Source organism: Nocardia sp. NPDC056100, assembly GCF_042266325.1.
Classification (GTDB): Bacteria; Actinomycetota; Actinomycetes; order Mycobacteriales; family Mycobacteriaceae; genus Nocardia.
In genome coordinates, this window is sequence record NZ_JBHJVY010000001.1 from 1513765 (window position 1) to 1528833 (window position 15069).

The 15069-nt window shown below is 64.4% G+C and carries 11 protein-coding genes; 8 read left to right on the forward strand and 3 right to left on the reverse strand.

What is annotated here, in order from left to right:
• Positions 1–4 precede the first annotated feature (4 nt).
• Positions 5–1396 (reverse strand): purine-cytosine permease family protein, encoded by a 1392-nt coding sequence (locus tag ACFC0O_RS07015; protein WP_375954507.1) that lies wholly within the window; start codon positions 1394–1396, stop codon positions 5–7.
• Positions 1397–1585: 189 nt separating this feature from the next.
• Here ACFC0O_RS07015 and ACFC0O_RS07020 point away from each other — a divergent pair, with 189 nt between their 5' ends.
• A complete protein-coding gene (locus tag ACFC0O_RS07020; RefSeq protein WP_375954509.1) occupies positions 1586–2428 on the forward strand; it encodes a hypothetical protein in 843 nt (280 codons plus the stop codon).
• Between the two features lie 435 nt (positions 2429–2863).
• Here ACFC0O_RS07020 and ACFC0O_RS07025 read toward each other — a convergent pair whose 3' ends face one another.
• Complete coding sequence (locus tag ACFC0O_RS07025; RefSeq protein ID WP_375954511.1) at positions 2864–4372, reverse strand: DUF222 domain-containing protein; 1509 nt, start codon at positions 4370–4372, stop codon at positions 2864–2866.
• Positions 4373–4439: 67 nt separating this feature from the next.
• Positions 4440–6026 carry a PucR family transcriptional regulator gene (locus ACFC0O_RS07030; RefSeq protein ID WP_375954513.1) on the reverse strand — a complete coding sequence of 529 codons (1587 nt, stop codon included), beginning with the start codon at positions 6024–6026 and terminating at the stop codon, positions 4440–4442.
• A gap of 183 nt (positions 6027–6209) precedes the next feature.
• On the opposite strand from ACFC0O_RS07030, the gene ACFC0O_RS07035 reads away from it, so the two are divergent.
• From ACFC0O_RS07035 to ACFC0O_RS07065, 7 genes are all read left to right on the forward strand, one after another.
• A complete protein-coding gene (locus ACFC0O_RS07035; RefSeq protein ID WP_375954515.1) occupies positions 6210–7700 on the forward strand; it encodes a CoA-acylating methylmalonate-semialdehyde dehydrogenase in 1491 nt (496 codons plus the stop codon).
• Between the two features lie 12 nt (positions 7701–7712).
• A complete protein-coding gene (locus tag ACFC0O_RS07040; RefSeq protein WP_375954517.1) occupies positions 7713–9074 on the forward strand; it encodes an aspartate aminotransferase family protein in 1362 nt (453 codons plus the stop codon).
• 114 nt (positions 9075–9188) lie between these two features.
• Positions 9189–10676 (forward strand): gamma-aminobutyraldehyde dehydrogenase, encoded by a 1488-nt coding sequence (locus ACFC0O_RS07045; protein WP_375954519.1) that lies wholly within the window; start codon positions 9189–9191, stop codon positions 10674–10676.
• Between the two features lie 237 nt (positions 10677–10913).
• Positions 10914–12131 (forward strand): PotD/PotF family extracellular solute-binding protein, encoded by a 1218-nt coding sequence (locus ACFC0O_RS07050; RefSeq protein ID WP_375954521.1) that lies wholly within the window; start codon positions 10914–10916, stop codon positions 12129–12131.
• An 8-nt stretch (positions 12132–12139) separates the two neighbouring features.
• Positions 12140–13225: an ABC transporter ATP-binding protein gene (locus ACFC0O_RS07055; RefSeq protein WP_375954523.1), complete on the forward strand. Its 1086-nt coding sequence runs from the start codon at positions 12140–12142 to the stop codon at positions 13223–13225.
• Positions 13225–14136 (forward strand): ABC transporter permease, encoded by a 912-nt coding sequence (locus ACFC0O_RS07060; protein WP_375954525.1) that lies wholly within the window; start codon positions 13225–13227, stop codon positions 14134–14136. The genes ACFC0O_RS07055 and ACFC0O_RS07060 overlap by 1 nt, the downstream gene beginning before the upstream one ends.
• Positions 14137–14967: an ABC transporter permease gene (locus ACFC0O_RS07065; protein ID WP_375954527.1), complete on the forward strand. Its 831-nt coding sequence runs from the start codon at positions 14137–14139 to the stop codon at positions 14965–14967. It begins immediately after the preceding gene.
• Positions 14968–15069 lie beyond the last annotated feature (102 nt).

A 15069-nucleotide genomic window follows, 5' to 3' on the forward strand; every position in this document is an offset into this window, starting at 1 on the left:
CCGATCATGCTGCCACCGGAGTCTGAGAAATCCTGGAGCGTCCGAACAGCAGATAGGCGCCGCCGGAGATCAGGAATCCGATGAAGAAGGTGATATCCCCCAGCTCGGGCACCTGCCGCACCACATAGCCGACGAATTTGGCCTGATTGGAGAACAGCAGCACCGAGACGACCAGACCGGCCAGGAAGGCGGCCACACCGGGCCAATTCGTATAGGCGCGGTCGTAGAGCAGATGGTCGATGCGCTGGCCGCGGCGCAAATATTCATCAGCGAAGACGATGCCCAGCCACGGGCCGATCCAATACGCGACGATCAGCAGGAACGCCTCATAGTTGGCGGCCGCGTCGGGCAGCGCCCACCAGGCGACCAGGAAGCCGACGAGTCCGAATACGGCTGAGACCAATGCCCGCTGGGTGCGCACCGGGAGTTTGAAACCCATGGTCACGAATGCCATGGCACCCGAATAGACATTCAACGCATTGGCAGCCACCGCACCGACCGCGATGGCGAGCAGCGTCAATTTCGCGAGGAACGATGGCAGATTCGCGGTGAAGACATCGGTGGGACTGCCCTGCACGGTGGTGGCCACGGTCGCCGATGCCGCACCGACCATGGTCAGCCAGAGGCAGGAGATGAACAGTCCAGCGGAGGCGTAGAGCCCGGTCGCGGTCTTGGATACCGAGGACGGCAGATACCGGGAGTAGTCCGCCGCGTAGGGATTCCAGCCCGCGGCGTAGCCGAACGCGGTGCCGACGGTCAGCAGGAAGCCGCCGATGCCGCCCACTCCCCCGGCCGGGGCGGCCGCGCCCAGATCGGCCTTGCTGAAGATCACCACGGTGACAATGGCGAATACGATCGCCAAGAGCGGGAAGGCGATTCGCTCGAACGCCTGCACCAGGTTGTGCCCGAAGAACGCGAAAGCCGTTTGCGCCAGCACGATCACGATCAATGAGGGCAGTTTCGGCAGCCCGGTCAGCGAGTTCAAGGCGAAGGCCCCGCTCACGCTATTGGTGGCGAACCAGCCCACCCCGCACATGACGGCCATGAATCCGGCGGGCAGCACATTGCCGCGATAACCGAATCCCAAGCGGCCCAAGACCATTTGCGGTACGCCGTAAAGCGGTCCGCGCGCCGATAGCAGATAGTGCGCGATCGCCCCGAGACCGACGCCTACCGCGAGACCGAGGCTCGCCTGCCAGAAGTTCATGCCGTAGAAGGTCACCGCGAGTACCCCGACGAAGATCGTCGCGAACTCCATATTCGGAGACATCCAGGTCCAGAACAATTTTCGGGGAGTGCCGTGCCGGGCGCTGTCGGGGATGTAATCATCGCCGCCGGGTTCGACGGCTATGACACGGTCGCCGTAGGCGGTTTGATCCTCATCGGTCACTGCCACTCGTTTTCGCCTCCAGCTAGCACCACGTTCACTGTCGGGCTCGCCCGACCTGTGAGAATTGTGGGGTCGAGCGTGTTGCCTGAATATGAATCCGGGTTACCGGCGATTATCAATAATGTGCCCTGCATCACAGTTCTTACGATCGGCAAGAATTCAACGCCGAAGACTTACGGAGTGTCAAGGATGGGTATGGACAGCAGCTTCGCGCGGACCATGTGGCGGACACTCGAACCGCTGCACGCGATCACCTACTTCAGCCCGGAGTGCGTTGCCGCCAATAAAGCCGTTGGGCTGCGCGGATTTTGGATGGGCTACTTCGCGACCCGATCGGCTCCGTTCGGCGCGGCGGGACCGAATCTGGTGGAGGCCACGTTCTACAACTTCCATCCGTCGATGATCCGACGCGCCATCCCGGATGCCTGGACGTTCGCGACTCCCGAGGCCGTGCTGGAAACTCGCCGCACCGCCGCCGCCTCGGTATTGCGGTCGATCACGCCGGATATCGAAACCGTAGCCGCCACAACCCTTCCCACACTGCATGCCGCGATCGAATCAGCTGCCGCACCTGGACGTGCGCTCTTCGCCGCCAACCGCGATCTGCCCGCTCCTGCCGATCCCGTCGAGGCACTCTGGCAAGCGGCCACGACACTGCGTGAACATCGTGGCGACGGCCACGTCGCCTGCCTGCTCGCCGAGGGCATCGACGGATGCGAGGCGCACGTGCTGTTCGCCGCCCACACCGGCACCCCGGCGGATTGGTGGCAGGCCAATCGCGGTTGGACCGAATCCGATTGGGCCTCAGCTCAATCCCGCCTGCGATCGCGCGATCTGATCTCCGATACCGGCCTGACTGACGCCGGGCGAGAGCTGCGCGCACATATCGAATCTCGTACCGATGCTCTCGCCATGACCGCATATGAGTCCGTGCCTGCCATTGCTGACGCATTGGCTGTACTGACACCGGCTGCGAAAGCGGTGGCACGCAGTGGTGCGGTTCCCTATCCGAACCCGATGGGGGCGGATCCCGCCTGAGGGGTGCCCTGGATTCGTACGGGCGGACAGAGGCCGACCCATGTGTTTGGTCGGGATGGGGAAGGGTTGCTTTGGAGCGGCTGGCAGAGCCAGAACCGGCCGCGGGGCTGGGTTGGGGGGCGTACCCGATTTTCTTTACCAGTTGGGAGCGAATACGCCCTTCCAGCCTGGTTGGGTGGCTGTGGTTGCGTTACGCGACAGACGGATACGGGGCTATCTCACCTTCCAGCTCCCTCAATACTTGAATAGGTTTGGGTTTTGGTTTTGGACCGGACCAGAACCTTTCAGCCAGGCTGGGACGGGAGATTGCGGCTCCCAATGGGGGAGCTAAAGCCGGGTACGGCAGGCGGCGTGCCCAGCACGGTCGTTTCACCGGAAGGTGACGTTGCCGGTCCGGGGTGGAATGCCGTTGGTTCGGCCACGGTACGGAGATGCTTACTCCGCAGCAGCTGGGAGCCCGGTAGAGGCTGGGGCGTGAGAGTGCATGCGCTGCCAGCGTTTCCGGCGTTCTTCGGCTTCGCGTTCATTGCGGACGGTGATGCGCGCGACGGTCTGGGCGAGCAACTCGCCTGCGTGGTGGCGGTGGTTCACCCTCGGGGTGCCGGTGTGGTCGAGGTGACGGGGCGCGATCCACGCCGTGCGGCCCGCGTAGGGCGATTCCTTGCCGAGGACGCGTGTTTGCCAGCCGCCGGGGCCATCATGGACGAGAGCATGGCAGCGATCGCATGCGAGCGTTTCATTGGCCAAGTCGGTGGGACCACCCTTGACCCATTCAGAGACGTGGTGCACCGCCGAAATCGATGCGGGCGCATCGCATCCCGGGCGTGAACAGCCTCGTATGGAGGCTATCAACGCCATACGTTGTGCTGGTGTCGCCAGCCGTTTCTCGCGGCCCAAGTGCAATGGCAGCCCGGCGTGATCGAACACCGCGAGATACGGCTTGGATCGTTCGGCGAGCTTGAGTGCCGTCGAGATCGGGACGGTGCCCCCGGTAGCGGTGGTCACCACCCCGGCGGCTGCTTCGACCTGATCGATCGTCATGGTCAGAATCGTGGTCACCGGCAGCCCGCGGTGCGATCCCAATCCATCGGGAGTCACACCGGGTTGCAGCAGCGCCAGGAAGGCGTCATGGTTGCGCTGAGCGCTGGTGCGTGAATCACGCCCGGCAGCGGCCCGCAGCACCTCTGTGTCGACATATGTTGCGGCGGTGGGGCTTTCCGCGTCATCCGGATTGCACATACCGGGCCGGGCAAGTTTGGCGAGTACCGGGTCCAGCAGCGCCGACAGCTCGGGGGTGATCTCACCTTTGATGGTGCGCATCCCATCCGCCCGCTGACGCCCGAGCACAATCCCGCGCATCCGCGCACGGTCCTTATCCCCGGAAAGTGTGCCGTCGGGATCCAGGTATCCCAGAATGCGATCCCCGACCGCGGGAATGTCCTCGGGCCAGCCGGTGCGCGCGTAGGTGACGAGCTGATCCTGTGCGGCTTCACGATCGGCCGGAGTGCAGCTATCGGGAATCCGCTTCATCACCGCTTCGATGGCCCGCACGTGATCCGGCGAAATATCCCCCGCGACTTGAGCTTCGGCCACCATCCCCAGCGGAATCCGGACCGGATTCCCCAGCAGATCGTGCCAGGTCCCCAGCATCATCGTGGCCCGCGCACGGGCTCCGGCATCCGGCCCGGAGAGCCGCAGCGTATCGCTGAGGAACTTCTTGATGGTTCCCAGCCCCAAAGTCTCGGGCAGCTTGCGCTCGACCGCCTCCACGGTCAACCGCCGCGACACGCAAACCAACTGCCGCGCACAGCTTTCCACCCGCTGCATGGCCTCGACGATCCCGTCGTTACTCAAATCCCCCAGGGGCACTTCGAGCAGGGCGGCTACCACGTCGGCCAATTGACCGATCGCCACCTCACTCGCATCCACCCCCATCGAACCCATGTTCTAATTCTACCAACCAAGACCACCCGAGAACACCCGAAACCCCTTCTGAACTGCAAGTTTTCACTTACGCGTGCAGCTCTCTAATCAGCAGTGCCGCGTGCAGCGAGGTCCGGGTCTCACCGTCGTCCAGGTCCACATCGAGGATGCGTTCGATACGGGCGAGCCGGTCGTACAGCGTGGGCCGACTTATGTTGAGTCGCTTGGCCAATTCGGTCTTATTGCCTGCGAGGTCGAGGAATTGGCGCAGGGTGCGGGTGAGGTCGGCAGCCTGGCGGATGTCGTAGCGCAGCAGTGCGCCCAGTTCGGTTTCGGCGAAGCGCTGCACGCCGGGCTCGTCGCGGATCAGGGAGAGCAGGCCGCGCAGGCGGACATCGCCGCTGCGGTAGTAGGGGCGTGTGGATGAAGAGCCAAGGGCGAGAGCGACTTCCGCGACGTGGGCGGCTTGGGACAGTTCGCGGGCGGTGTCCAGGAGGGAGTCCGATTCGACGCCGACGCCGATCACCGCGCGTTCCACCCCGGAGACGCGGCGGATCTCGCCGAGCATGCCGGTGCAGATCACGGTGAGGGTGGCGTCGAGTTCGCCGGTGCGCGAGATCGCGAGGATCATGCTGACTCGATTGCCGTGGTCGGGGGCGGCTAGCGCGGTGACGCGGGCCAGGCCGACGCCGTGCATGGCCGCGTCCAGGATGGCGGCCGTACGGCGTTGCTGGGCAACGGGATCGGATTCGGCCGGTGCGGCGACGTCGATGGAGAGCGGGATGTAGCGGGAGCGGCGTGCCAGGCCGAGGGAGGCCGCCACCGCTAGGGCGTCGCTCTCATCGGTGAGGCGGCCGGTGACCATATCGTCGATGAATCCGGTCTGCGCCTGCCGGTGCAGGCCGAATCGATCGCGTTCGACCATGCGGTGCAGGGTCAGGGTCTGGGCCGCGCGTTCGAGCACCATGCGCGCACGGGCATTGGGAACCCGGCTGGAGCGCAGAATGAGTCGGCCCCAGCGCTGGGTGTGCGGGCCGACCGGAACCACGTTCGCGTCATGGTCGGGCAGCAGGCGGGAGGTGTTCTCCCAGTGCTCGAGCAAGGTCGAAGTGGCGGTGTGCCGTGCGGTCGAGGCGAGTACGCGATGGGTTAGGTCTTCCAATACGACCGAGGCGTCCAGCATGCCCGCGGCGGTTTTCACGATTTCGGCGAGTGCGGCGCGGCGCACGCTCAGCGCGGTGAAGGTTTCGTGCACGGTGCGCGCGAATTCGAGTTCGGCGTACTGGTCCGCGACGATGACGCGGTGCACCGCCTCGGTGACTTCGACGAAGCGCACCACCTGGGCGAGGGCGACCACCGGCAGTAGCAGCCGGTCGGCGGTTTCGGCGACGACGGGCGGCAGTTCCTTCACGTAGGTGCCGAGTTCGATCACCAGTCCGGAGACGCCCGCGGCGGCGAGGGATTCCAGGTAGGCGACGGTGGCCTCGTCGCCCAGGGATAGCGCCTGACCGGTGGTGAGGATCAATTCCCGACCGACCAGCACTTTCGCGATATCGGACAATTCGCTGACGTGCACCCAACGCACCGGACGATCGAGTGATCCACCGCCGATGACCTCGGGCTCTCCCGCACGCACAACCGGAATCGCCAGAACGTCAGCAACAGAAAGGAGCACCGACGAATCGTAATACGCAACCCTCGAATTCGTACAGAATGTCGGCCTGCGGGATAGCTCCGATGGTGCAGAGTTGGACTCGGGCCACCGCAGTCCCGCCCGCCTCCCGCGGCCCGTTCCCGTCATGCCGGTGACGGGGACGGGTCCATCTCCATATACGGAACATTCAGGAATCGAGGAGATATGCAGACGATCGCGCACTGGCTCGACGGCAAGCCCTTTGCCGGCACCAGCGAGGCCACCGCGCCCGTGACCAATCCGGCGACCGGGGTGGTGACCGGACAGGTCGCCCTGGCCAATATCGCCGATGTGCGCACGGTCGTCGACGCCGCCGCGGCCGCGTTCCCGGAGTGGCGGGACGCCTCGCTGGCCAAGCGCACCCAGGTGCTGTTCCGGTTCCGCGAGCTACTCAACGAACGCAAGACCGAGCTGGCCGCGATCATCACCGCCGAACACGGCAAGGTGCTCGCCGATGCGCTGGGCGAGGTGACGCGCGGGCTGGAGGTCGTCGAATTCGCCTGTGGCATACCGCATCTGCTCAAGGGCGGATATACCGAGAACGCGTCGACCAAGGTGGATATCTTCTCGATCCGGCAGCCGCTCGGGCCGATCGCGATCATCTCGCCGTTCAATTTCCCGGCCATGGTGCCGATGTGGTTCTTCCCGGTCGCCATCGCCGCCGGAAACACCGTGGTGCTCAAGCCTTCCGAGAAGGATCCGTCGGCGGCGCTGTGGACCGCGGCGCTCTGGGAGGAAGCCGGACTGCCCGCGGGCGTGTTCAATGTCGTGCAGGGTGACAAGGTCGCCGTGGACGAGCTGCTGGAAAACCCTGCCATCAAGGCTGTTTCATTCGTCGGATCCACCCCGATCGCCAAGTACGTGTACGAGCGCGGCACCGCGCACGGTAAGCGCGTGCAGGCCCTGGGCGGGGCGAAGAACCATATGGTGGTGCTGCCGGACGCGGATCTGGATCTGGCCGCCGACGCCGCGGTGAACGCGGGCTTCGGTTCCGCCGGTGAGCGGTGCATGGCGATCAGCGCACTGGTCGCGGTGGGTCCGATCGCGGATGACCTGGTGGCCCGGATCGCGCAGCGCGCCAAGACCATTCGCACCGGCGACGGTACCCGGGGCACCGATATGGGCCCGCTGGTCACCGAGGCGCATCGCGATAAGGTCGCCGGTTATGTCGCGGCGGGCGAAACCGCCGGTGCCACGGTGGTACTCGACGGTCGCGGTGTGCAGGTCGATGGCGAGGCCGCCGGATTCTGGCTCGGCCCTACCATTCTCGACCATGTCACCACCGATATGAGCGTCTACACCGATGAGATCTTCGGCCCGGTGCTCTCGGTGGTGCGCGTCGAAACCTATGACGAGGCATTGGCTCTCATCAATGCCAACCAGTACGGCAACGGCACCGCCATCTTCACCAATGACGGCGGCGCGGCCCGGCGCTTCCACAATGAGGTCGAGGTCGGCATGGTCGGCATCAACGTCCCGATCCCGGTGCCCATGGCCTACTACAGTTTCGGAGGCTGGAAGAACTCCCTCTTCGGCGATTCGCATGCGCACGGCATCGACGGCGTGCACTTCTTCACCCGCACCAAGGCCGTCACCTCACGCTGGCTCGACCCGAGCCACGGCGGCCTGAATCTCGGTTTCCCGCAGAACAGCTGACAGGACGTTGCGATGACACTTCCCAATGGCCTCTCCGAGGCGGACGCACGTGAACAGGCTGCGCGCGCTTATGAACTCGATCGCAAACACGTATTCCATTCGTGGTCGGCGCAGGCGCAGCTGAAGCCGATGGTCGTCACGGCCACCCAGGGTTCGTATGTGTGGGACGGCGACGGCAACCGGCTGCTGGATTTCTCCTCGCAGCTGGTGAACACCAATATCGGGCATCAGCATCCGAAAGTCGTTGCGGCCATTCAGGAACAGGCCGCCAAGCTGTGCACGATCGCACCCCAGCATGTGAACGACGCGCGCTCGGAGGCCGCCCGGCTGATCGCCGAGCGCACCCCGGGTGAGCTGAACCGCATCTTCTTCACCAATGGCGGCGCGGATGCCGTGGAGCACGCGGTGCGGATGGCGCGGCTGCACACCGGGCGGTACAAGGTGCTGTCCCGGTATCGCTCGTACCACGGCGGCACCGAGACCGCGATCAACCTCACCGGTGATCCGCGGCGCTGGCCGAATGACCACGGCAACAGCGGGATCGGGCATTTCTTCGGGCCGTTCCTGTATCGGTCGCAGTTCCATGCCGACTCCGAGGAGCAGGAGTCGCAGCGGGCGCTGGAGCATCTCGAGCAGACCATCGCGTTCGAGGGGCCGAACACCATCGCGGCGATCGTGCTGGAGTCGGTGCCGGGTACGGCCGGAATCATGGTGCCGCCACCGGGATATATGGCGGGCGTGCGGGAGATCTGCGATCGGTACGGCATCGTATTCATCGCCGATGAGGTGATGGCGGGGTTCGGGCGCACCGGAAAGTGGTTCGCCATAGACAGTTTCGGTGTCGTGCCGGATCTGATCACCTTCGCCAAGGGCGTCAACTCGGGTTATGTCCCGCTCGGCGGCGTCGCCATCGCACCGCATATCGCGGCCACCTTCGATGATCGCCCGTACCCGGGTGGGCTCACCTACTCCGGACATCCGCTCGCCACGGCGGCGGCGGTGGCGACCATCACCGCCATGCGCGATGAGGGCATTGTCGAGAATGCCGCACATATGGGTGAGAACGTGCTCGGTCCCGCGCTGCGGGAACTGGCCGAGCGGCATCCGAGCATCGGTGAGGTGCGCGGGCTCGGGGTGTTCTGGGCGCTGGAATTGGTGAGCGATCGTGCGACGCGGGAACCGCTCGCGCCGTACGGCGGCACCAGTGCGGCCATGACCGAGACGATCGCCGCCGCCAAGGCCGCCGGACTGTTGCTGTTCATGAATTTCAATCGCATCCACGTGGTTCCGCCGTGCACCGTTTCCGAGGCCGAGGCCAAGGAGGGGCTGGCGATCCTGGATCAGGCTCTGACAGTGGCGGATTCGCACCTGTAGTAGTCGTTCGCTATGGCGGCCTGTGCGGAATACCGCACAGGCCGCTGGCAAACCACCGGTAACAAAGCGAACATACGGTGTCGCTACGGTGCACCGACACAAGCTAGGAGAGCAGTGAGTACGCAGGAACTGCAATTCATCGGCGGACTCCGCCGACCCGGGTCGGGTGAGCCGCTGTCCGTCATCGCCCCGGCCACCGGCGAGATCATCGCGTCCGGCGCGAGCGCGAGCATCGCCGATGTGGAAGCCGCCGTCGCGGCCGCACGGGCGGCATTCCCGCACTGGTCGGGCATGACCCCCGGTGAGCGGTCGGACATCATGCACAACTGGGCGCGACTGCTGCGCGAGCGGGCCGATGAGCTCGCCGCCGTCGAAAGTCGTAATGCCGGTAAGCCGATTCGGCTCGCCACCGAATTCGATGTACCCGGCACCATCGACAACACCGCGTTCTTCGCGGGGGCGGCCCGCAATCTGGAGGGTAAGGCGGCGGCCGAATACTCCGCCGATCACACCTCATCGATTCGCCGCGAGGCGATCGGCGTGGTCGGCTCCATATCGCCGTGGAATTACCCGTTGCAGATGGCGGCGTGGAAGATCCTGCCCGCCGTCGCGGCCGGGAACACCATTGTGCTCAAACCTTCCGAATTGACGCCGCTGACCTCGCTGTTGTTCGCGGAGATAGCGACCGAGGCGGGTGTTCCGGCGGGTGTGATCAATGTGCTCACCGGCGTCGGGCCGATCGCGGGACAGGCGCTGGTGGAACATCCCGCGGTGGCCATGGTGTCGTTCACCGGATCCACCGTGGTGGGCCGTCAGGTGGCCGCCACCGCGGCCGGATCGGTGAAGCGGGTGCATCTCGAACTCGGCGGTAAAGCACCGTTCGTGGTGTTCGACGACGCCGATCTGGAAGGCGCCGCACGCGGCGCGGTCGCGGGATCGCTGATCAATGTCGGCCAGGATTGCACCGCCGCCACCCGCGTCTATGTACAGCGGCCGCTGTTCGACGAATTCGTCTCACGGGTAGCCGAAATCATGGATCAGGTGACCATCGGACCGGTGGAGGATCCGGAAACCGATCTGGGACCGCTGATTTCGATGCAACACCGGGACAAGGTGATCGGCATGGTCGATCGCGCCCGCGAATACGGTGCGAAAGTGGTGCGCGGCGGGCGAATTCCCGAACACACCGCGGCGGGCGGCTCCTATTACGAGCCCACCCTGATCACCGGGGTGGCACAGGATTCGGAGATCGTGCAGAACGAGGTCTTCGGACCGGTGCTGGTGGTGCTGCCGTTCGATACCGATGACGAGGCCATCGCCCTCGCCAATGACACCGCCTACGGCCTGGCCGCATCGGCCTGGTCCACGAATGTGTATCGCACGCAACGCGCGAGCCGGGAGATCCAGGCCGGATGCGTGTGGATCAACGATCACATTCCGATCATCAGCGAAATGCCGCACGGCGGATACAAGGCGTCCGGATTCGGAAAAGACATGTCCGCGTACGCATTCGACGAGTACACCAACATCAAACACGTCATGTCGGATATCACCGCCGCCGCGCACAAGCCGTGGCACGACGTGATCTTCACGGCCGAATAGCACACTTCCCCAATCGAATAGCGCCCACCGAGGGCGGCCGCCGATGTACCCCATCGGCGTCCGTCCTCACAGTCGTGCCTTGTGCAGCTATTTCCATGCCCCACAACTAAATCAGTTGCGTAACGTGGAATTTTCAATGGAATCGCTTGATTTGCAACGGGACTATGGAACTATCAGTTCCACACCGCAGCCCCGCTGCGAGCTTCGATATTCCGTCCCGGTGAAGGTGCGACCCTCATGAACAAGTCCCCGGACTCCCTGCCTCCCGAGCTACGTAGCCTGCTCTCCGCCCGGCCTTCGCGCCGCGGCCTGCTGCGCACCGGTGGCCTCATCGCCGCCGCGGGCACCCTCGCCGCCTGCGGCACCAAGGGGTCGTCCTCGAATAGCGGCTCCCCCGCGTGCACACCGCCCGCCGACAATTCGGCTTCGGAGAAGACGATCAACTTCTCCAATTGGCCCGGATATCTCGACGAGGCGCCCGGCAATGCCGAAGTGCATCCGACCATGGCCGAATTCACCGCCAAGTCCGGGGTCAAGGTCTCCTATGTCGCGGATGTCAATGACAACAACGAGTTCTGGGGCAAGGTCAGCGCGCAGCTGACCAATTGTCAGAGCATCTCGCGCGACATCATGGTGCTCTCGGATTCCACCGCGGTGCGCGTGGTCCGGCAGGGCTACACCCAGCCGCTCGATGTGTCGAAGATGCCGAACTTCGCCAAGAATCTGCATCCCATGCTGCGCGGCAGCGATGTCGATCCGCAGAACAATCGCATGGCGCCGTGGCAGTCCGGTCTGGTCGGCATCGGGGTGAACACCAATGTCACGGGCGAAGTTCACACCATCGACGAATTGCTCACCCGGCCCGATCTCAAGGGCAAGGTCGTCTGCCTCACCGAAATGCCGGACACCATGGGATTGATGCTGCACTCCATCGGCAAGAGCGCGGCCAAGTTCACCGATGACGACTACGACAACGCGATCGCCAAGTTGCAGAAGGCCGTTCAGTCCGGGCACGTGCGCAAGTTCACCGGCAATGATTACGTCCAGGATCTGGCCAAGGGCGATATCGCGGCCTGTATGGCGTGGTCCGGCGATGTCATTCAGCTCAATGCCACCGATCCGAAGATCAAGTTCATCAGCCCGGACGAAGGCGCGGTGCTCTACTCCGATGAGGCGCTGATCCCGGTCACCTCCGCGCACGCCGCGAATGCCATGGCACTGCTGGACTTCTACTATGACCCGGCCATCGCGGCGCGACTGTCGGCATTCGTGAACTACGTGTGCCCGGTCGCCGGGGCGCAGGAGGAGATGGCCAAGTTCAATCCCGAACTGGCGCAGAACGAATTGATCTTCCCGTCCGTGGAGACGCAGAAGAAGTTGCAGATCTTCATGTCGCTGACCGAGGCCAAGGAGAAGGACTATCAGTCCAAGTTCCAGGCTCTGACGGGGGCGTGATAATCGACATGTCCGCACAAGACCTACGTATCGAGGGCGTCACCAAGAGTTTCGGCGATTTCCATGCCGTCGACGATCTGAACCTCACCATCCCGGACGGCTCCTTCTTCGCCATTATCGGCGCATCAGGCTGCGGTAAGACCACCACGCTGCGCATGATCGCCGGGCTGGAGGAGCCCACCGCCGGGCGAATCATGCTGGGCGATAAGGACATCACCGCCCTGCGCCCGTATCGAAGACCGATAAACACCGTGTTCCAGAGCTATGCGCTGTTCCCGCATATGACCGTCGAGGACAATGTCTCGTACGGCCTGCGGCGCAAGGGGATCGGTAAGACCGCCGCCCGCGAACAGGCGCATCAGATGCTGAAACTGGTGCAGTTGGAAGGATTCTCGGGGCGTAAGCCCGCACAGCTGTCCGGCGGGCAGCAGCAGCGCGTCGCGCTGGCCCGCGCGCTGGTCAATCATCCCGAGGTGCTGCTGCTCGACGAGCCTTTGGGCGCACTGGATCTCAAGCTGCGGCGGCAGATGCAGCTCGAGCTCAAGCGGTTGCAGACCGAGGTCGGCATCACCTTCGTGCACATCACCCACGATCAGGAGGAGGCCATGAGCATGGCCGATACCGTGGCGGTGATGAACGGCGGCAAGCTGGAGCAATCCGGTGCGCCGCAGGAGATCTACGATTTCCCGGCCAGCGCCTTCGTGGCCAATTTCCTCGGGCAGACGAACCTCATCGAGGCGACCGTCACCGGGAGCGGGGATGCGGTGAGCATCGACGCGCAGGGGCATCGGCTGGCGGTGCCGTCGACGCGCTGCCGGGCCACCTCGGGTGCGGCCTCGCTCGGCATTCGGCCCGAAAAGGTCGCCCTCGCAAGTGATTCCGACTCCGTGCCGGAGGGCCGGGCGCAGGTCGCAGGCGTCGTCACCGATGCCATATTCCTGGGTGTGTCCACGCAGTATCTGGTGCGTGCGCCCTGGGGGCAGGAGCTCACCGCGCAGGTGCCGAACGCCGGACCCGGCAATGTGATCGCGCCCGGTTCGCAGGTGGCGGTGCACTGGCAGCCCGAACACGCATTCCTGCTCGGGCGGTCCTGATGCCCGCCGTACTGCCCGCGTCCGCGGCCACCGCACCACCCGCGGCCCCCGTCGACGCACCGCGCGGAAAGCGCGGTCTCACACCGTATCTGCTGCTCGCGCCCGGATTGATCTTCCTGCTGGTGTTCTTCGCGGTGCCGACCGTGCAGCTGCTGGCGGCCAGCATGTACGACCGCACCGGATCCATCGAAACCGGTTACGCGCAGACGTTCTCGCTGGACAACTTCGGCTACGCGTGGAATCTGTATCAGCCGCAGATCTTCCGGTCACTGGCGTACGCGCTCATCTGCACGGTGCTCTGCATTGTGATCGGCTATCCGCTGGCATACGCCATCGCGCTCAAGGGCGGGCGGTGGAAGAACCTCATGCTGATCGCGGTGATCGCGCCCTTCTTCACCAGCTTCCTGGTGCGCACCTTCGCGTGGAAAGCCATTCTCGCCGATACCGGTCCGCTGGTTTCGGTCCTGCGGGCGGTGCATCTGCTCGGACCGGACGGGCGGTTGCTGGCCACGCCGATCGCGGTGATCGCGGGGCTGGTCTACAACTTCCTGCCGTTCACGGTGCTACCGCTGTACACCTCCCTGGACAAGCTGGATCCGCGGTTGCTGGAGGCTTCGGCCGATCTCGCACACGGACCCGTGCGGACTTTCCTGCGCGTCACATTGCCGCTCACCATGCCCGGCATCGTCGCGGGAACACTGCTCACCTTCGTCCCGGCCACCGGCGACTATGTGAATTCGCAACTGCTCGGCAATACCAATACCACCATGATCGGCAATGTCATTCAGTCCCGATTGCTGGTGGTCAAGGATCTACCCGTGGGATCCGCGCTGTCGGTGGTGCTGATGGTGGCGATTCTGGTGCTGGTCATGCTGTATCTGCGCAAGACCGATACCGATGAGGTGGTCTAGATGGCACATCGACTGTGGTCCCGGATTCGCAAGAACGCGGTGCTCATTCTCGGCCTCGTGATTCTGGCGTACATGCTCGCGCCCATCGCCGTGGTGATTCTGCTGTCGTTCAATCAACCCGGCAGCCGCAACACCACCTATGTGCTCAACCTCGATGAATTCCATTTCACCTGGCACAACTGGACGAATATGTTCGATCCGGCCGGGCTTCGGGACGCACTGCTGTTGAGCCTGCTCATCGGTGCGCTGGCCGCGATCATCGCGACCGCGCTCGGCACCGGAATCGCGTTCGCGCTGGCGCGCTATCGCTTCACCGGACGCTCCGCGGTGCAGGCGCTGATCTTCCTGCCGATGGCGACGCCGGAAATCGTAATGGGTTCGTCACTGCTGACACTGTTCATCGGATTCGGTATCCCGCTCGGTTTTTGGGCTATTCTCATCGCACACGTCATGTTCTGCCTGTCGTTCGTGGTTGTCACCGTAAAAGCGCGACTGGCGGGATTGGACCCCAGGCTCCAGGAGGCGGCCATGGACCTCTACGCGACGCCCGTACAGGCGTTCCGGTCCGTTGTGCTCCCCCTCGTATGGCCCGGCATCATGGCCGCGGCGCTTTTGGCGTTCTCGCTGTCCTTCGATGATTTCGTGGTCACCAATTTCACGGCGGGCACCGCCGAAACCTTCCCCATGTATGTCTGGGGTATCAACCTGCGCGGTATTCCGCCGCAGGTGAACGCGGTCGCCAGCCTCACTTTCCTGCTATCGCTGGTCTTCGTCATCGCCGGGCAGCTGCGTAATCGCCGCCGCTCGGACGATCGCGCCGCCACCAGCTGATTCCCCCGCGAGCCGCCGGGCCAGGTCGTAGCGACCGCCGGCGGCTTTCGCGTACCCACACAGACCAACACAACAGTGAGTTGGGCCGCGCGGCCGGACCGT

Bases quoted from the DNA above. Each gene is read 5' to 3' on its own strand.
- ACFC0O_RS07055 (WP_375954523.1), top strand. From the start codon at position 12,140: ATGTCCGCACAAGACCTACGTATCGAGGGCGTCACCAAGAGTTTCGGC.
- ACFC0O_RS07040 (WP_375954517.1), top strand. From the start codon at position 7,713: ATGACACTTCCCAATGGCCTCTCCGAGGCGGACGCACGTGAACAGGCT.
- ACFC0O_RS07060 (WP_375954525.1), top strand. From the start codon at position 13,225: ATGCCCGCCGTACTGCCCGCGTCCGCGGCCACCGCACCACCCGCGGCC.
- ACFC0O_RS07065 (WP_375954527.1), top strand. From the start codon at position 14,137: ATGGCACATCGACTGTGGTCCCGGATTCGCAAGAACGCGGTGCTCATT.
- ACFC0O_RS07020 (WP_375954509.1), top strand. From the start codon at position 1,586: ATGGACAGCAGCTTCGCGCGGACCATGTGGCGGACACTCGAACCGCTG.
- ACFC0O_RS07035 (WP_375954515.1), top strand. From the start codon at position 6,210: ATGCAGACGATCGCGCACTGGCTCGACGGCAAGCCCTTTGCCGGCACC.
- ACFC0O_RS07050 (WP_375954521.1), top strand. From the start codon at position 10,914: ATGAACAAGTCCCCGGACTCCCTGCCTCCCGAGCTACGTAGCCTGCTC.
- ACFC0O_RS07025 (WP_375954511.1), bottom strand. From the start codon at position 4,372: ATGGGTTCGATGGGGGTGGATGCGAGTGAGGTGGCGATCGGTCAATTG.